At 70.9% G+C, this 16,230-nt stretch carries 14 protein-coding genes and 1 pseudogene; 9 read left to right on the plus strand and 6 right to left on the minus strand.

The window, feature by feature from the left end:
- From V7793_RS19635 to V7793_RS19655, 5 genes are all read left to right on the plus strand, one after another.
- Nucleotides 1–1,529, plus strand: a 1,529-nt coding sequence (locus V7793_RS19635; RefSeq protein WP_336008297.1) for a peptide ABC transporter substrate-binding protein, incomplete at its 5' end; no start/stop codon positions are given.
- Nucleotides 1,530–1,536: 7 nt separating this feature from the next.
- The gene (locus V7793_RS19640; RefSeq protein WP_336008299.1) at nt 1,537–2,460 is read left to right on the plus strand and encodes an ABC transporter permease; all 924 of its coding nucleotides are present in this window, start codon (nt 1,537–1,539) and stop codon (nt 2,458–2,460) included.
- The gene (locus V7793_RS19645) at nt 2,453–3,442 is read left to right on the plus strand and encodes an ABC transporter permease (protein ID WP_336008301.1); all 990 of its coding nucleotides are present in this window, start codon (nt 2,453–2,455) and stop codon (nt 3,440–3,442) included. The genes V7793_RS19640 and V7793_RS19645 overlap by 8 nt, the downstream gene beginning before the upstream one ends.
- Nucleotides 3,443–3,453: 11 nt before the next feature.
- Entirely contained in the window at nt 3,454–4,470 is a 1,017-nt protein-coding gene (locus tag V7793_RS19650; protein WP_336008303.1) for an ABC transporter ATP-binding protein, read from the plus strand.
- The gene (locus tag V7793_RS19655; protein WP_336008305.1) at nt 4,460–5,530 is read left to right on the plus strand and encodes an ABC transporter ATP-binding protein; all 1,071 of its coding nucleotides are present in this window, start codon (nt 4,460–4,462) and stop codon (nt 5,528–5,530) included. Before V7793_RS19650 ends, V7793_RS19655 begins: the two co-directional genes overlap by 11 nt.
- 145 nt (nt 5,531–5,675) lie before the next feature.
- Here the strand turns inward: V7793_RS19655 and V7793_RS19660 are convergent, their stop codons facing one another.
- The 6 genes from V7793_RS19660 to V7793_RS19685 form a co-directional block, all read right to left on the minus strand.
- A complete protein-coding gene (locus tag V7793_RS19660) occupies nt 5,676–6,707 on the minus strand; it encodes an ABC transporter ATP-binding protein (RefSeq protein WP_336008307.1) in 1,032 nt (343 codons plus the stop codon).
- A 12-nt stretch (nt 6,708–6,719) separates the two neighbouring features.
- The gene (locus V7793_RS19665; RefSeq protein ID WP_336008309.1) at nt 6,720–7,736 is read right to left on the minus strand and encodes an ABC transporter ATP-binding protein; all 1,017 of its coding nucleotides are present in this window, start codon (nt 7,734–7,736) and stop codon (nt 6,720–6,722) included.
- Nucleotides 7,737–7,753: 17 nt separating this feature from the next.
- Complete coding sequence (locus V7793_RS19670; protein WP_190023061.1) at nt 7,754–8,731, minus strand: ABC transporter permease; 978 nt, start codon at nt 8,729–8,731, stop codon at nt 7,754–7,756.
- A gap of 21 nt (nt 8,732–8,752) precedes the next feature.
- Entirely contained in the window at nt 8,753–10,573 is a 1,821-nt protein-coding gene (locus tag V7793_RS19675) for an ABC transporter substrate-binding protein (protein WP_336008313.1), read from the minus strand.
- 50 nt (nt 10,574–10,623) lie between these two features.
- Entirely contained in the window at nt 10,624–11,601 is a 978-nt protein-coding gene (locus V7793_RS19680; RefSeq protein ID WP_168090722.1) for an ABC transporter permease, read from the minus strand.
- A gap of 254 nt (nt 11,602–11,855) precedes the next feature.
- Nucleotides 11,856–14,000, minus strand: a complete 2,145-nt coding sequence (locus tag V7793_RS19685) for a S9 family peptidase (RefSeq protein WP_336008316.1) — start codon at nt 13,998–14,000, stop codon at nt 11,856–11,858.
- Between the two features lie 248 nt (nt 14,001–14,248).
- On the opposite strand from V7793_RS19685, the gene V7793_RS19690 reads away from it, so the two are divergent.
- The 4 genes and pseudogenes from V7793_RS19690 to V7793_RS19705 all read left to right on the plus strand — a co-directional run.
- Entirely contained in the window at nt 14,249–14,443 is a 195-nt protein-coding gene (locus V7793_RS19690; RefSeq protein WP_030366139.1) for a hypothetical protein, read from the plus strand.
- 64 nt (nt 14,444–14,507) lie between these two features.
- Nucleotides 14,508–15,401: an N-acetyl-1-D-myo-inositol-2-amino-2-deoxy-alpha-D-glucopyranoside deacetylase gene (gene mshB / locus V7793_RS19695; protein ID WP_336008319.1), complete on the plus strand. Its 894-nt coding sequence runs from the start codon at nt 14,508–14,510 to the stop codon at nt 15,399–15,401.
- Nucleotides 15,398–15,787 (plus strand): DUF6113 family protein, encoded by a 390-nt coding sequence (locus V7793_RS19700; RefSeq protein WP_336008321.1) that lies wholly within the window; start codon nt 15,398–15,400, stop codon nt 15,785–15,787. Before mshB ends, V7793_RS19700 begins: the two co-directional genes overlap by 4 nt.
- A 231-nt stretch (nt 15,788–16,018) precedes the next feature.
- Nucleotides 16,019–16,230 (plus strand): annotated as a pseudogene (locus V7793_RS19705) (hypothetical protein); the annotation flags it as partial.

Raw genomic sequence — 16,230 nt, forward strand, 5'->3', positions numbered from 1 at the left:
GCGGCGGGGTCGTCCGCTCCTCCTGGGGCGACCCTCAGAACCAGCTGGAGCCGGGCAACACCAACGAGGTCCAGGGCGGCAAGGTGCTCGCCATGATCTTCCGCGGGCTCAAGCGCTACGACCCCCGCAGCGGCGCCGCCGAGAACATGCTGGCCGAACAGATCGAGACCTCCGACCAGCAGAACTTCACCATCACGCTCAAGGACGGCTGGTCCTTCTCCAACGGCGAGAAGGTCACCTCGAAGTCCTTCGTGGACGCCTGGAACTACGCGGCCCTCGTCGACAACAAGCAGAAGAACGCCTCCTTCTTCGAGTACATCGACGGCTACGACAAGGTCCACCCGGCGAGCGGGTCCGCCACCGCCAAGACCCTCTCCGGGCTCGTCGTCAAGGACGACCGGACCTTCACGGTCAAGCTCAGCACCAAGTTCTCCACGTGGCCCGACACCCTCGGCTACGCCGCCTACGCCCCACTGCCCCGGGCCTTCTTCGACGATCACGCGGCCTGGCTGAAGAAGCCCGTCGGCAACGGCCCGTACACCGTCGACTCCTACGCCAAGGGCTCGGCGATGAAGCTCAGCAAATGGGCGGGCTACCCGGGCGACGACAAGGCGCGGAACAGCGGCGTGGAGCTGCGCGTCTACACCGACAACAACACCGCGTACACCGACCTGCAGGCCGGCAACCTCGACCTGGTCGACGACATCCCCAGCGCCCAGCTCAAGAACGTGAAGACCGACCTGGGCGACCGCTACATCAACCAGCCCGCCGGCATCATCCAGACCCTCGTCTTCCCCATGTACGACGCGAACTGGTCGAAGAGCGGGATGGAGAAGGTCCGCCGCGGGCTGTCCATGGCGATCAACCGCGAGCAGATCACCGACCAGATCTACCACAAGACCCGCACCCCGGCGACGGACTGGACCTCACCGGCCCTCGGCGACAAGGGCGGCTACAAGGCCGGCCTGTGCGGGGACGCGTGCACCTTCGACGCCGCCGCCGCGAAGCAGCTCATCCAGGAGGGCGGGGGCCTGCCCGGCGGCCGGATCACCCTCACCTCGAACGTCGACACCGGCTCGCACCGGGTGTGGCTGGACGCCGTCTGCAACAGCATCAACAACGCCCTCGGCAACGACAACGCCTGCGTCGTCAACCCGGTCGGAACCTCCGCGGACTTCCGCAACCAGGTCTCCGAGCACCGCATGAGCAACCCCTTCCGCTCCGGCTGGCAGATGGACTACCCGCTGATCCAGAACTTCCTCCAGCCGCTCTACTACACGGACGCCTCCTCCAACTACGGCAAGTTCAGCGACCCGCAGTTCGACCGGCTCGTCGACGAGGCCAACGCCGAGAGCTCCCAGGACACGGCCAACGCCAAGTTCCACGACGCGGAGCGGATCCTCGCCCGGCTGATGCCGGCCATCCCGCTCTGGTACCAGAACGGCAGCGCCGGCTACTCCGAGCGGATCTCCGACGTCACGCTCAACCCGTTCAGCGTGCCCGTCTACGAGCAGATCAAGGTGGGCTGACGCGTCCATGGGACGGTACGTGGTCCGGCGGCTGCTCCAGATGGTCCCGGTGTTCATCGGCAGCACGTTCCTGATCTTCTTCATGGTCTACGCCCTGGGCGACCCCGTGGCCGCCCTCTTCGGCGACAAGGCGCCCGACCCCGCGACGGCCGCCCGCATCCGCCAGGAGCTCTACCTCGACGAGCCCCTGTGGAAGCAGTACGGGCACTACATGGGCCAGATCCTCTCCGGCGACTTCGGCACGGCCTTCAACGGCCAGCCGGTCATCGAGCTGATGGCCGACGCCTTCCCCGTCACCCTCCGGCTCACGCTCGTGGCGATCCTCTTCGAGATCGTCATCGGCATCACCCTCGGCGTCCTCAGCGGCCTGCGGCGCGGCCGCTCCGCCGACACCACCGTGCTGCTGCTGACCCTGATCGTCGTCTCCATCCCGACCTTCGTCAGCGGCTACGTGCTGCAGTACCTCTTCGGGGTCAAATGGGGGATCGTCTCGCCGTCCGTGTCCCCCGAGGCGCCCTTCGACGAGCTGCTGCTGCCCGGCATCGTCCTCGCCCTGACCTCCCTCGCCTACGTCACCCGCCTCTCGCGCACCTCCATCGCCGAGAACTCCCGGGCCGACTACGTCCGCACGGCCGTCGCCAAGGGCCTGCCGCACCGCCGCGTCGTCACCCGGCACCTGCTGCGCAACTCCCTCATCCCCGTCGTCACCTTCATCGGCACCGACGTCGGCGCGCTGATGGGCGGCGCCATCGTCACCGAGCGGATCTTCAACATCCACGGCGTCGGCTTCCAGCTCTACCAGGGCGTCCTGCGGCAGAACTCGCCCACCGTCGTCGGCTTCGTGACCATCCTCGTCATCGTCTTCCTGCTGGCGAACCTGTTCGTCGACCTCCTCTACGCCGTGCTCGACCCGAGGATCCGCTATGCCTGAACCCGAGCCGAAGGAGCCCGGGAGCCTCGACCCGGACGAGGCCGTCACCCCCGCGGGCGGAGGAGCGATGTCCCTGGCCACGACCGAAGCGGAGACCCTGGAGGACGGCCCGCTCCCCGGCGCCCCCACGAGCGGCAAGGCCCGCAGCCTGTGGTCCGACGCCTGGCACGACCTGCGGCGCAACCCCGTCTTCCTGGTCTCCGCGCTGATCATCGTCTTCCTCGTCCTCATCGCCCTGTGGCCCGGGCTGATCGCGAGCGGGAACCCCCTGCAGTGCGACCTCGCCAGGGCCCAGGAGGGCTCCCAGCCCGGCCACCCCTTCGGCTTCGACACCCAGGGCTGCGACGTCTACACCCGCACCGTCCACGGCGCCCGCGCCTCCATCACCGTCGGCATCTGCGCCACCGCCGGCGCCGCCCTGCTCGGCAGCGTGCTCGGCGGGCTCGCCGGCTTCTTCGGCGGCTGGTGGGACGCGCTGCTCTCCCGGATCGCCGACATCTTCTTCGGCATCCCCATCATCCTGGGCGGCCTGGTCTTCCTCTCCGTGGTCACCAGCGGCTCGCTGTGGCCCGTCGTCGGCTTCATCGTGCTGCTCGGCTGGCCGCAGATCTCCCGCATCGCCCGCGGCTCCGTCGTCACCGCCAAGCAGCACGACTACGTCCAGGCGGCGCGGGCCCTCGGCGCGGGCGGCACGCGCCTGCTGCTGCGGCACATCGCGCCGAACGCCGTCGCCCCCGTCATCGTCGTCGCGACCATCGCCCTCGGCACGTACATCGCCCTGGAGGCCACGCTGTCCTTCCTGGGCGTCGGCCTCAAACCGCCCACCGTCTCCTGGGGCATCGACATCTCCAACGCCTCCACCCAGATCCGCAACGCCCCCCACATGCTGCTGTGGCCCGCGGGCGCCCTGAGCATCACGGTGCTGGCGTTCATCATGCTCGGCGACGCGGTCCGCGACGCCCTCGACCCCAAACTGCGCTGAGGAGCGGGCGGATGACACAGCCCACCGGGAGGGCGGCCGCGGCCGAGCCCCTGCTGGACGTACGCGACCTGCACGTGGAGTTCCGCACCCGCGACGGCGTCGCCAAGGCCGTCAACGGCGTCAGCTACAGCGTCCGCGCCGGGGAGACGCTCGCCGTGCTGGGGGAGTCCGGCTCCGGCAAGTCGGTGACCGCGCAGGCCGTCATGGGCATCCTCGACTCCCCGCCCGGCCACGTCACCGGCGGCGAGGTCCTCTTCCGCGGCCGGGACCTGCTCACCATGGGCGGGGAGGCCCGGCGCCGGATCCGCGGCTCCAAACTGTCGATGATCTTCCAGGACGCGCTCTCGGCCCTCAACCCCGTGATGAGCGTGGGCGCCCAGCTCGGCGAGATGTTCTCCGTCCACGACGGCATGACCCGCAAGGACTCCCGGGACAAGGCCGTCCAGCTGATGGAGCGCGTCCGCATCCCCGCGGCGGCCGAGCGCGCCGGCGACTACCCCCACCAGTTCTCCGGCGGCATGCGCCAGCGCATCATGATCGCCATGGCGCTGGCGCTGGAGCCGGACCTCGTCATCGCCGACGAGCCCACCACCGCCCTCGACGTCACCGTCCAGGCCCAGGTCATGGACCTGCTCGCGGAGCTGCAGCGCGAATACAACATGGGCCTGATCCTCATCACCCACGACCTGGGCGTGGTCGCCGACGTCGCCGACAGGATCGCCGTGATGTACGCCGGGCGGATCGTCGAGACCGCACCCGTCCACCAGCTGTACGCCGCGCCCGCCCACCCGTACACCGCCGGCCTGCTCGGCTCCATCCCGCGCCTCGACCACAAGGGCAAGGAGCTCTACGCCATCAAGGGCCTGCCGCCCAGCCTCACCGACATCCCCGCCGGCTGCCCCTTCAACCCGCGCTGCCCGCGCGCCCAGGCGGTCTGCCGCACCGACCGGCCGCCGCTCTTCGACGTCGCCCCCGGGCGCGCCAGCGCCTGCCACTTCTGGAAGGAGACCCTCGACGATGCCGGGTAACGGCGAGCCCATTCTGGAGGTGCGGGACCTGGTCAAGCACTACCCGCTCACCCGGGGCATCCTCTTCAAGAAGCAGATCGGGGCCGTGCACGCCGTCGACGGCGTCTCCTTCGACCTGCGGCGCGGCGAGACTCTGGGGATCGTGGGCGAGTCCGGCTGCGGCAAGTCCACGGTCGCCAAGCTCCTCGTACACCTGGAGCGCCCCACGTCCGGGCGGATCCTCTACAAGGGCGAGGACGTCACCAAGCTGTCCGGGCGTGCGCTGAAGGCGGTCCGGCGCAACATCCAGATGGTGTTCCAGGACCCGTACACCTCGCTCAACCCGCGGATGACGGTCGGCGACATCATCGGCGAGCCCTTCGAGATCCACCCCGAGGTGGCCCCCAAGGGCGACCGGCGCGCCAAGGTCCGCGAGCTGCTCGACGTCGTCGGCCTCAACCCCGAGTACATCAACCGCTACCCGCACCAGTTCTCCGGCGGCCAGCGCCAGCGCATCGGCATCGCACGGGGGCTCGCCCTGCGGCCCGAGGTGATCGTCGCCGACGAGCCCGTCTCGGCCCTCGACGTCTCCGTCCAGGCCCAGGTCGTCAACCTCCTGGAACGGCTCCAGGCCGAGTTCGACCTGGCGTACGTCTTCATCGCCCACGACCTGTCGGTGGTCCGGCACATCTCGGACCGGGTCGCGGTGATGTACCTCGGGCGGTTCGCCGAAGCGGGCACGGACGCCCAGATCTACGAGCACGCCACGCACCCGTACACGCAGGCCCTGCTGTCGGCCGTGCCGGTCCCGGACCCGCGGGGGAGGGAGGAGCGTGTGGGGGCACCTGCCAGCGGTAGCTGGGGGAGGATCATCCTCACCGGGGACGTGCCCTCGCCGGCCCACCCGCCGTCGGGGTGCCGCTTCCGCACCCGGTGCTGGAAGGCGCAGGAGAAGTGCGCGAAGGTCGTGCCACCGCTGGAGATCCCGGACTGGTTCCTGGAAGGCGCCGGCCCGGAGGCGCACGCGTCGGCCTGCCACTACGCGGAGGAACGCGTGCCGCCGGGCGGCGAGCCGCAGTGACCGAGTGCTCTCACCGTCCTTGGCCGCCCCGGCGAAACCCTCCGCCGCGACGGCGCTCAGCCCCCGCCGGGCTGCGCCGCTGTGGTTGATCGCCGTGGCGGCGGGAGTTCCTGCCTGCGGCGAGGTGAGGGCGCCCGAGGCCCCGTCAGGCGCCGGGCTGCACCACCGTCGTCGGCGGTTCCGGAAAGTGGCACGCCGACAGGTGGCCTTCGGCGGAGCCGTCCGCGCGGGCGAGTTCCGGGTCCTCCGCAGCGCAGCGCTCCCGCGCCTTCCAGCAGCGCGTGCGGAAGCGGCACCCCGACGGCGGGGCGACCGGGGACGGCACGTCACCGGTGAGACGGATGCGTTCGCGCCCCGGCGCACCGTACGCCTCCGGCACCGCCGACAGCAGCGCGTGCGTGTACGGGTGGCGCGGCCGCCGGTAGATGTCGTCGCGGGAGCCCGTCTCCACGATCCTGCCGAGGTACATCACGGCGACGCGCTGCGAGAAGTGCCGCACCACGGCCAGGTCGTGGGCGATGAACAGGAAGGCGATGCCCAGCTCCCGCTGCAGCGACTGCAGCAGGTTGACGACCTGCGCCTGGATGGAGACGTCGAGCGCCGAGACAGGCTCGTCGGCGACGACGACCTTCGGGTCCAGGGCGAGCGCCCTGGCCACCCCGATCCGCTGCCGCTGCCCGCCGGAGAACTCGTGCGGGAAGCGGTTGTAGTGCTCGGGGCTGAGCCCCACGGTCTCCAGGAGCTCGCGCACGCGCGCCTCACGCCCGCCCGGCGGCTCGATGCCGTGGATCTCCAAGGGCCCGGAGACGATCCGGCCGACCGTCTGCCGCGGGTTCAGCGACGCGTACGGGTCCTGGAAGATCATCTGGATCTCGGAGCGGACGGGGGCGAGCTGCCTGCGCCCGGCGTGGGTGATGTCGCGGCCCCGGTAGCGGATCCGCCCGGCCGTCGGCTCCAGCAGCCGGGTGAGCAGCCGGCCGGTGGTCGACTTGCCGCAGCCGGACTCGCCGACCAGGCCGAAGCTCTCCCCGGCGCGCACGGTCAGGTCGATGCCGTCGACGGCCTGCACGGCGCCGACGGTCCGCCGGACGGGGAATCCGCCGCGCACCGGGAAGTGCTTGGTGAGGTTCTCGGCGACGAGCAGCGGCTCGCCGACCCGGGGGCTCTTCTCGTCCATGGTCGCTGCTCCTCAGCCGAGCCGGGGTCGGATCTGCTCCGCGAACACGCTGCGCTGCCGCTCCTCCCCGAGGTGGCAGGCCGCTCCCCGGCCGGGCGGCAGGGACGGCCGCTCCGTGCGGCAGCGGTCCTCCGCCACGTCGGCGGCGTACGCGCAGCGCGGGTGGAAGGGACAGCCGGGCGGCGGGGCCAGCAGGCTGGGCGGGGTGCCTGGGATGGGGGTGAGCGGCCGCCCGACGTCGGAGGAGAGCCGGGGCATGGAGCCCAGCAGACCCCAGGTGTACGGGTGCCGGGGCGCCCGCAGCACCTCCCGCACGGGTCCCTGTTCGACGGCCCGCCCGGCGTACATCACCAGCAGGTCGTCCACCGTGCCGGCGACGACGCCCAGGTCGTGGGTGACGAGGACGATGGCCGCGCCGGTCTGCTGCTGGAGCTCCTTGAGCAGGTCGAGGATCTGGGCCTGCACGGTGACGTCGAGCGCGGTCGTCGGCTCGTCGGCGATGAGCAGCTCGGGGTCGCAGACCAGCGCCATCGCGATCATCGCGCGCTGCCGCATCCCGCCGGAGAACTGGTGGGGGTAGTCGTCGACGCGCAGCGCCGGGTCGGTGATGCCGACCCGGCGCAGCATCTCGACCGCCCGCAGCCGGGCCTCCCGCCGGGAGGCGCCGGTGTGCTTGCGGTACGGCTCGGCGATCTGCCGGCCGACGGTGTAGTACGGGGAGAGGGCGGTGAGCGAGTCCTGGAAGACCATCGCCATCCTGTTCCCGCGCAGCTTCTCCAGGACGGACTCCGGCGCCCCGGTCAGCTCCTGCCCGTCGAGCCGGACCTCGCCGCGGATCTCGGTGGTGCGCGGGTCGTGCAGCCCGAGCACGGCGAGGTTGGTGACGGACTTCCCGGAGCCGGACTCGCCGACGATGCCGAGCGTGCGGCCGCGCTCCAGGGTGAAGGACAGGCCGTCGACGGCCCGTACGGTGCCGTCCTCGGTGGCGAAGCGCACGTACAGGTCGCGCACGGAGAGGAAGGGGGTCAACTGCGGTCTCCTGACGGCTAGGCGAGCCGCACGCGCGGGTCGATGACGGCGTAGGCGGCGTCCACCACGATGTTGGCGACGACGATCGCCGTGCAGCCGACGAGCATCACCGCCATCAGGGTCGGCAGGTCGGTCTCGCTCACCGAGGACACCGCGAGCCGGCCCAGGCCGTGCAGGCTGAAGGTGAACTCGGTGATGATCGCGCCGCCGAAGAGCGACCCGAGGTCGATGCCGAAGATGGTGACGATGGGCGCGAGCGCGCCCCGCCAGGCGTAGCGGAAGAAGACGGCGCGCCGGCCCAGGCCCTTGGCGCGGGCCGCGCGCACATGGTCCTCGCCGAGCTGCTCGATCATCTGGGAGCGCGTCATCCGGCTGTAGTTGGCGATGAAGATGATGGACAGCACCAGCCAGGGGATGAGCATGCCGGTGAACCACTTCACCGGGTCCTCGGTGATCGGGTGGTAGGCCGGGTTGTCCATCCAGTGCAGCCCGCTGACGAGCACGGCCAGGGCGATGACGCCGACGAAGTAGATCTGCAGGGCGTTGCCGACGAGGGACAGGGAGCTGAAGAACTTGTCGATCCAGGTCCCGCGGAAGGCGGCGGCGATCATGCCGATGCCGACGCCGACGACGAGGAAGACGGCGGCCCCGCCGAGCGTGATGGACAGGGTCGTGGGGAAGCGGTCCACGATGGTGCCCCACACCGGCTGCTGGTTGGAGAACGAGTAGCCGAAGCAGGGCGCCGGGCAGTGGCCGACGGTGAAGTCGCGGCCGGTGAAGATGCCCGCCATGTAGTGCCAGTACTGCACGGGCACCGGCTCGTCCAGGCCGAGGTTCTTGTTGATCAGGGCGATGGCGTCCGGGGTGCAGTTCTTGCCGCAGGACATCAGGGCCGGCTGGGAGGGCAGCGCGAAGAACAGGGCGAAGGTGATCGCGCTGATCAGCACGATGATGACGAGGGCGCCGAGCGAGCGGCGCGCGAGGAAGCGCAGCATGGTCCGCCGTCCGGGGAAGCGTTACTTGACGTAGACGCCGGTCGGGTCGACGGTTCCGTAGACCGGCTGGTAGCGGACGCCGCCCAGGTTCGAGCCCCACAGGGAGAACTGGGTGTTGTAGAAGGTCGGCACGCCCGGCACGTCCTCGGTGAGGATCTTGTCGGCGAGCTTCTGCCACTCGGGCGCGGCCTGCTTCACGTCGGGGATCGCGTTGATCCGGTCGATCTCCTTGTTGACGGCGGGGTTGTCGAGGTGGCCGTAGTTCTGGGAGCCGTCGGCGATCTGCCGGCCGTCGAAGAGGGGCGGCACGACGGTCGAGGCGACGGGCCAGTCCGCGCCCCAGGAGGTGCGGTAGATGTCGAACTTGTTCTTCACCTCGGCGATCGCGGTCCGCCAGGTGTTGGCGTCGATCTCCTTCTTCTGCACCTTGAAGCCCGCGCGTTCCAGGGCCTGGGTGACGACCACGGAGACCTTCTGCTGGATGTCGGTGTTGGCGTAGGCGTAGACGATCTCCTGGCCCTCCTTGCCGGCCGCCTTGAGCAGTTCGCGGGCCTTGTCCGGGTCGCCGGCCGGCTTGTCCTTCTTCCGGAACGGGTCGGTCGGCCGGTAGCCGTCCATGGCGGGGGAGAGGAGGTTGGTGGCGACCACCCCGGCCGTCGCGCCGCCGTTCTGCTGGAGGATCTGCCCGTTGGGCATCGCGTACGCGAGCGCCTTGCGGACGTTGACGTCCTTGAGCCGGTCCATGTTGAAGCTGATGTAGTCCACGTACGGCTGGATCTCCACGTGCCGGCGCGCCTTGGTGTCGGCCTGGCCGAGGACCTTCTCGGTCATCTCCGGGGCGACGGCGTTGGAGAACGACAGGGTGTTCTTGTCGGCGCCCTGGTCGGCGAGGTAGCGCCGCGTGGAGTCCGCGTACTGGTGGCCGAAGCTGATCTGGAACCGGTCGGCGTACTGGTGCCGGATCGGGTCGGTCTTCGGGTCCCAGTGCTCGTTGCGCACGAGCGTCAGCGACTTGCCGACCTTGTACTCGCCGACCTTGTAGGGGCCGGAGGCGAAGGGGGCGTTGTCGTACTTGCGCTGCGTGTCCTTCTCCGCCTTGACGGCGCCGATGTTCGGCATGGCGGTGGCGAAGGGGGTGTCGGCGTGCGGCTGGCGGAAGTGGAAGACGATGGTCTTGTCGTCCGGGGTGTCCAGCACGGACGCGGGCAGGTGCGCGCCCTTGTACGGGCCGTCGGGCAGCGCCTTGCGGAAGGCCGTGCCGTCGCCGGAGAGCCACTGCGGGATGTACTGCGGGCCGTCGGTCTCGAACTCGGCGTAGAGCCGTTCGATCCCCCAGCGCACGTCCTTGGAGGTGATGGGCGAGCCGTCCTCGAACTTCAGCCCGTCCTTGAGGGTGAACTTCCAGGTCTTCCCGCCGTCGGACGGCGTGCCCGCGTCGGTCGCCAGATCGCCGACGATCTTCACCTTGCCCTTGTCGTCCACCTTGTACGAGGTGAGCGTGCGGTTGTAGAGCATCTGGTTGGCGAGCATGTCGTTGTAGTAGATCTGCCCGGGGTCGAGGTGGACGAATGCGTCGCGCTGCAGGACGCCGACCGTTCCGCCCTTCTTCGCGCCGGGCACCTCGGGGGCCGGCCCGGCGGAGTCCTCCTTGGTGCCGACCGAGTAGTTGGCGGAGGCGTTCTTGTCCGTGCCGGGCCCCGCGCTCTTGTCACCGCCGCCCCCGCCGCCTCCGCTGCTGCACGCGGAGAGCACGAGGGCGCCGGAGGCCAGGGCGGCCGCCGCGGCCGCGCGCCGGCCTCTGGAGCGGAGGAGTCCCGTGGTGGGCTTCGTCGTGGGCGTCATGGGTCGATGCACCTGCCTGTCCGTCGTCGGCGGTTCCTGTGTGCACGTCCTCAGCGTCCGGTCCGCGGGTCGAAGGCGTCCCGGACCGAGTCCCCGAGCAGGTTGAAGGCGACCACGAAAACGATCATCGCGAGGCCGGGGAAGAAGATGTAGGTGATGTCGCTCTCGTAGTAGTGGGCGCCGTTGGCGAACATCCGGCCCCAGTCCGGCGTGGGCTCCACGATGCCGACGCCGATGAAGGACAGCCCGGCCTCGATGGTCACGAAGCTGGGCAGCATCAGCGTCGACTGCACCAGGATGGGCGTCCAGAGGTTGGGCAGCAGCTCCTTGGTGATGATCCGCCAGGGCGACGCGCCGGTGACCCGCGCCGCCTCGACGAACTCCCGCTCCCGCAGACTCAGCACCTGCCCGCGCAGCAGCCGCGCCAGCCCCATCCAGCCCAGCACCCACAGCACCAGAATCAGCGTCAGCACACGCAGATAGGTCGGGGTCTCCTTCTCCGGGCTCACGAAGAGCGCGTAGACGACCGGGGTGAAGGCGATGAACGACAGCTGGCTCGGGAAGGCCAGCAGCAAGTCGATGAAACGGCCGAGCAGATAGTCGGTCCGGCCGCCCAGATATCCGGCCGTCACCCCGATGAGCACGCCGGTCAGGACGCACAGGACCGTGGCGGCCGCAGCGATGAGCAGGGACGTACGGATTCCGTAGACCAGCTGGGTCAGGACGTCCCGGCCGAGGGTGGGTTCGATGCCGAACCAGAAGTCCCCCGAAATCCCTCCGTTGGGCTTCACCGGATAGCCGAACTCGTTGAGCAGGCCCGGCTCGTTCAGCCCGTAGGTCTCCGTCGGATTCCTGCCGTAGAGCTTCGCGATCAGTGGTGCCGCCAGCGCGACCAGGAAGAAGAACGTCACCACGTAGGCGGAGACGACACCCGGACGGTCGCGTTTGAAGCGCCGCCGCATCAGCTGTCCGGGTGATCTGCCGACCGGTTCCGGATGCGCCACCGGGGCCGGGGAGGAACTCGTCATCGCGTAATCCCCCGCACTGTCGTCGTCGAACCCACTGCGGACGCACCGGCGCGCGCAGTGGGTTGAGCGGACTTTCGCAACGGATTCACAGCGCAGTCAAGAGGGCTGCCGACCGCGAGGGGGCGAGCGGCGCTTCTTGAGTGAACGTTGAGCGGATCGACGACGTATCGACGACGCGGCGTGCTTGACGCGGCGTGCCCGGCCGGGGTGGCGGGCACGCCGCGCGCGGCCCCCGCGGGCGGGGGCGCGCAGGGTCAGGCCATGCCCAGGGACTTCTTGAGGAAGTCGACTTGGAGCAGCAGGAGGTTCTCTGCGACCTGCTCCTGCGGGGTCATGTGCGTCACGCCGGACAGCGGCAGCACCTCGTGCGGCCGGCCCGCCGCCAGCAGCGCCGAGGACAGCCGCAGGGTGTGCGCCGCGACCACGTTGTCGTCGGCCAGCCCGTGGACGATCATCAGCGGCCGGACCGGGCCCGCCGCCTCCGCCAGCCCGTCGTCGGTGACCAGCGAGTTGTGGGCGTACACCTTCGGCTTCTCCTCCGGGAGGCCGAGGTAGCGCTCGGTGTAGTGCGTGTCGTACAGCCGCCAGTCGGTCACCGGGGCGCCCGCGACGGCCGCGTGGAAGACGTCCGGGCGGCGCAGCACGGCCAGCGCCGCGAGGTAGCCGCCGTAGGACCAGCCGCGGATGCCCACCCGGCCCAGGTCCAGGGGGAAGTCCGCGGCCAGCGCCTGCAGGGCCTCGACCTGGTCGTCCAGGGTGACGCCGGCGAAGTCCTCGTGGATCGCCTTCTCCCAGGCGGGGGAGCGGTGCGGGGTGCCCCGGCCGTCGGCGACGACCACGGCGAAGCCCTGGTCGGCGAACCACTGCGAGGTCAGGTGGGCGTTGTGCCCGGCGACCACGCGCGGGCCGTGCGGGCCGCCGTAGGGGTCCATGAGGACCGGAAGCGGTCCGTCGCCCTCCGTGTAGCCCGTCGGAAGGAGTACGGCGCACGGGATCCGGCGCGCGCCCGCCTCCGTGAGCCGTGCGCGCGAGGTGAGCACCGGCGCTTCGGCATACGAGGTCACGCCGGTCGCCTCCGCGCCGTCGCGCAGGACCCGGACAGCGGCCCCGGCGCGCTCCGGTACCGCGGACACCAGGACGGTGACCGCCCCCGAGCGCACGGCCGAGTGCCAGCCGCGCTCCTGCGAGACGCGCTCCACGCCCTGCTCGCTCACCCGGTAGACGTGCGTCTCCCCGGTCTCGGGCGCCTCCGCGCCGGCCCCGGCGGAAGCGGAGACGAGCACGTCGCCGGCGCCGATGTCGAGGACGGCGCGCAGGTGCAGCCCGCTTCCGGTCAGCGTGCGGTCGCCGACCACCAGGGCCCGGGAGCCGTCCTCGTCCGAGACGCGCACCAGGCGCCCGTCGGGGGACCAGGCGGGAACACCGGGGAACAATTCAAGCCACTTTGCGTCCTGCTCTTCGTGGAGCACGCTCGTGGCGCCCGTCCCGGTGTCCACGGTGAGATACGCCTGGTGACGCTGGTCGCGGCTCTGCACCAGCAGCAGCGGGGGCCCGCCCGCCGACCAGTGCACGCGCGCGAGGTACGGGTGGCGCGCGCGGTCCCACCGGACGTCCGTGCGGGTTCCGTCCAGGCCCAGCAGCGCGAGCGTCACCTCGGCGTTCGGCGTGCCCGCCGCCGGGTAGCCGACCTCCGCGGGGCGGTTGCCGGGGTTGGCCGGGTCGGCGATCCACCAGCGCTGCACGGGGGCGTCGTCCACCCGCGCGGCCAGCAGGGACTCCCCGTCCGGGGCCCACCAGAAGCCGCGGTGGCGGTCCATCTCCTCGGCCGCCACGAATTCCGCGAGCCCCCAGGTCACCGTGGGCCCGTCCGGCTCGGCCAGGGCCCGGTCCGCGCTCGCGCCGGAGGGCTCGCCCGGCGCCGGCTCCACGTCCACCACGCGCAGCGCGCCGCCCGCGACATAGGCGACCCGGCGGCCGTCGGGGGAGGGGCGCGGGTCGGCGACCGGACCGGGAACGGGCAGTTCACGGGCGGTGCCGCCGCGCAGCTCCGCCACGAACAGCCGGCCCGACAGGGGGAACGCCGCCAACTCCGCCGCGCTGTCCACGGCGTAGCCGACGACGCCCGCCGACCCCTCGCGCAGCCGCTCGCGCCGGGCCTTCTCCTCGGCCGACAGCTCCTCTCCGGCCCCGGCCAGCAGCACGGCCGGATCGGCGGCGGGGAACTCCCGTCCCGTGGCGGGGTCGAGGACCCACAACACGCCCGAACGGTCGGTGCCGGAACGCGAGCGGATGAAGACGACACGCGAGCCGTCGGGTGACACGGTGAACGAGCGCGGCGCGCCGAGCGAGAAGCGCTGCGTACGGGCGTACTGTCGCGGGAACGAGACTTGTCCGGTCATGCCGCCGAGCCTACGGCGAGGCGGCGAGATTCCGCCGTGCGCCCCGGAATTGCCCCCATGCACCCAGTGCTGGGTCACGCTCTGGAAAGTTATGATCACGGACGCATAGCCAGATGAGTTTCGCGTGACAACCGCTCCACCCCGTTCGGCCTGCCCGTTCGGCGTTTCGTCGTTTTTGTTCGTCGCTTGTTCGTCGCTTGTTGTCGTTCTCATCCGTCCAACCGCGCGTTTACTGGAGGTGAACCGCCGTGGCACTCTCGATTTCGGCGGTGGTGCTGCTGGCGATCGTCGTCTTCATGCTGTGCCGGAAGTCCGGGCTGAAGGCCGGTCACGCAGCGGTCTGTGTCCTGCTGGGCTTCTATCTGGCGAGCTCGTCCCTCGGGCCGACGATCCACCAGGTGACCAAGAGCGCCACCGACGTGATCAGCAACATCAAGTTCTGAGGGCGTCCGCCCCGGGTCCGCGGGCGGGGGTCCGCCGGGCCCGCAGGACTCGTAGGCTGGTTCCATGACCGACAGCTCCTTCCTGCCGGGTCGCCGGCTCCTCCTGGTGCACGCGCACCCGGACGACGAATCCATCAACAACGGCGCGACCATGGCCAAGTACGCGGCCGAAGGGGCCCACGTCACCCTCGTGACCTGCACGCTCGGCGAAGAGGGCGAGGTGATCCCGGCCGATCTGGCGCACCTCGCCGCCGACCGGGAGGACGCCCTCGGGCCCTTCCGCGCCGGTGAGCTCTCGGCCGCCATGAAGGAGCTCGGCGTCACCGACCACCGCCTTCTCGGCGGCGCCGGGCGCTACCGGGACTCGGGAATGATGGGCGCGCCGCAGAACGACCACCCCGAGTGCTTCTGGCGGGCGGACGTGGACGAGGCGGCCGCGTCCCTCGTTGAGGTGATTCGCGAGGTGCGGCCGCAGGTGCTCGTCACCTACGACCCGAACGGCGGCTACGGCCACCCCGACCACATCCAGGCGCACCGCGTCGCGATGCGCGCCGCGGAGCTCGCCGGCGAGACGGCCTTCCGGCGCGACCTCGGCGACCCCCACGAGATCGCGAAGGTCTACTGGAACTGCGTCCCGCTGTCCGTCGTGGAGGAGGGCTTCGCCCGGCTGCGCGCCGCGGGCCGCGAGATCCCCTTCCCGGGCATCGCCTCCCCGGCCGACGTGCCGGGCGTCGTCCCCGACGAGGAGGTGACGGCCGCGATCGCGACCGCCGGTCATGCGGAGGCCAAGGCCGCGGCGATGCGTGCCCACGCCACCCAGATCGCCGTGGACGGTCCGTTCTTCGCGCTCTCCAACGACCTGGGCCAGCCGATCCTCGCCGACGAGTACTACAAGCTCGTCCGCGGCCGGGCCGCGGGCCCCCGCGAGGACGACCTGTTCGCCGGGGTGGACGCATGACCGGGATGACCACCCCGCTGAGCGCCGGGCGCATCGCCGCCTTCGCCGGCCTCTTCGTCCTCGGCGCCGCGACCGGCTTCGCCGGCGCGCTCACCCAGGGCGGCTGGTTCCCCGGCGGCCTGTCGCTGGCCCTGCTCGCCGTCGCGGGCCTCAGCTACGGCGCGGTGACCGCCACGGGCAGCCGCACCGGCGGGGCGGCGGCCGGCGGCGGCTGGCTCGTCGCGGTGCTCCTGATGACCTCGTCCCGCCCCGAGGGCGACTTCTTCTTCGGCGCCGGAATCGGCGCCTACGTCTTCCTGCTGGGCGGGATGGCGCTGGCTGTGATGTGCGCCACTGTGCCGAAACTGCCGCAACCGGACGGACCTTCGGTCCGACTTGGCAAGTGACGTGACGATTTCTGCCTGAGTGTCGTTCGGCTCCCTAGCAGGTCATCCGGTATCTGCCGGACTTGTCCCGTGACGGGCCGACGGCGCGCGGCCACGCAGCGCGCTCCCGTCCGCCGGTGTGAACCGGCGGTCGTCAAGTGCGTGTGCGCGGTGCCCAGTATGGTGGTGCGCGCCGCCGAGCCGCCCGAGCGAGGTCATGACGGGCGGCGGAGCTAACCGGGAGAACCTGCTTTGAGCCGTGAATCTGACAGTTCGTCCTCCGGGCCCCAGGGGCGCGGTGGCGCCGCCTACCCGTCCGGGACCCCTCCGTACGGCAGTGAGGAGCAGGCCCGCGGGGCCGCGGCCTCCAGGCCCGAAGAGCCCAAGACCGAGACCACGCTGACGACGCGGATCCGTATCAACATCCCGGGATCCCGGCCCATTCCGCCGGTCATCATGCGTAC

The sequence above is a fragment of the Streptomyces sp. KLMMK genome (assembly GCF_036961605.1).
GTDB lineage: Bacteria > Actinomycetota > Actinomycetes > Streptomycetales > Streptomycetaceae > Streptomyces > Streptomyces telluris.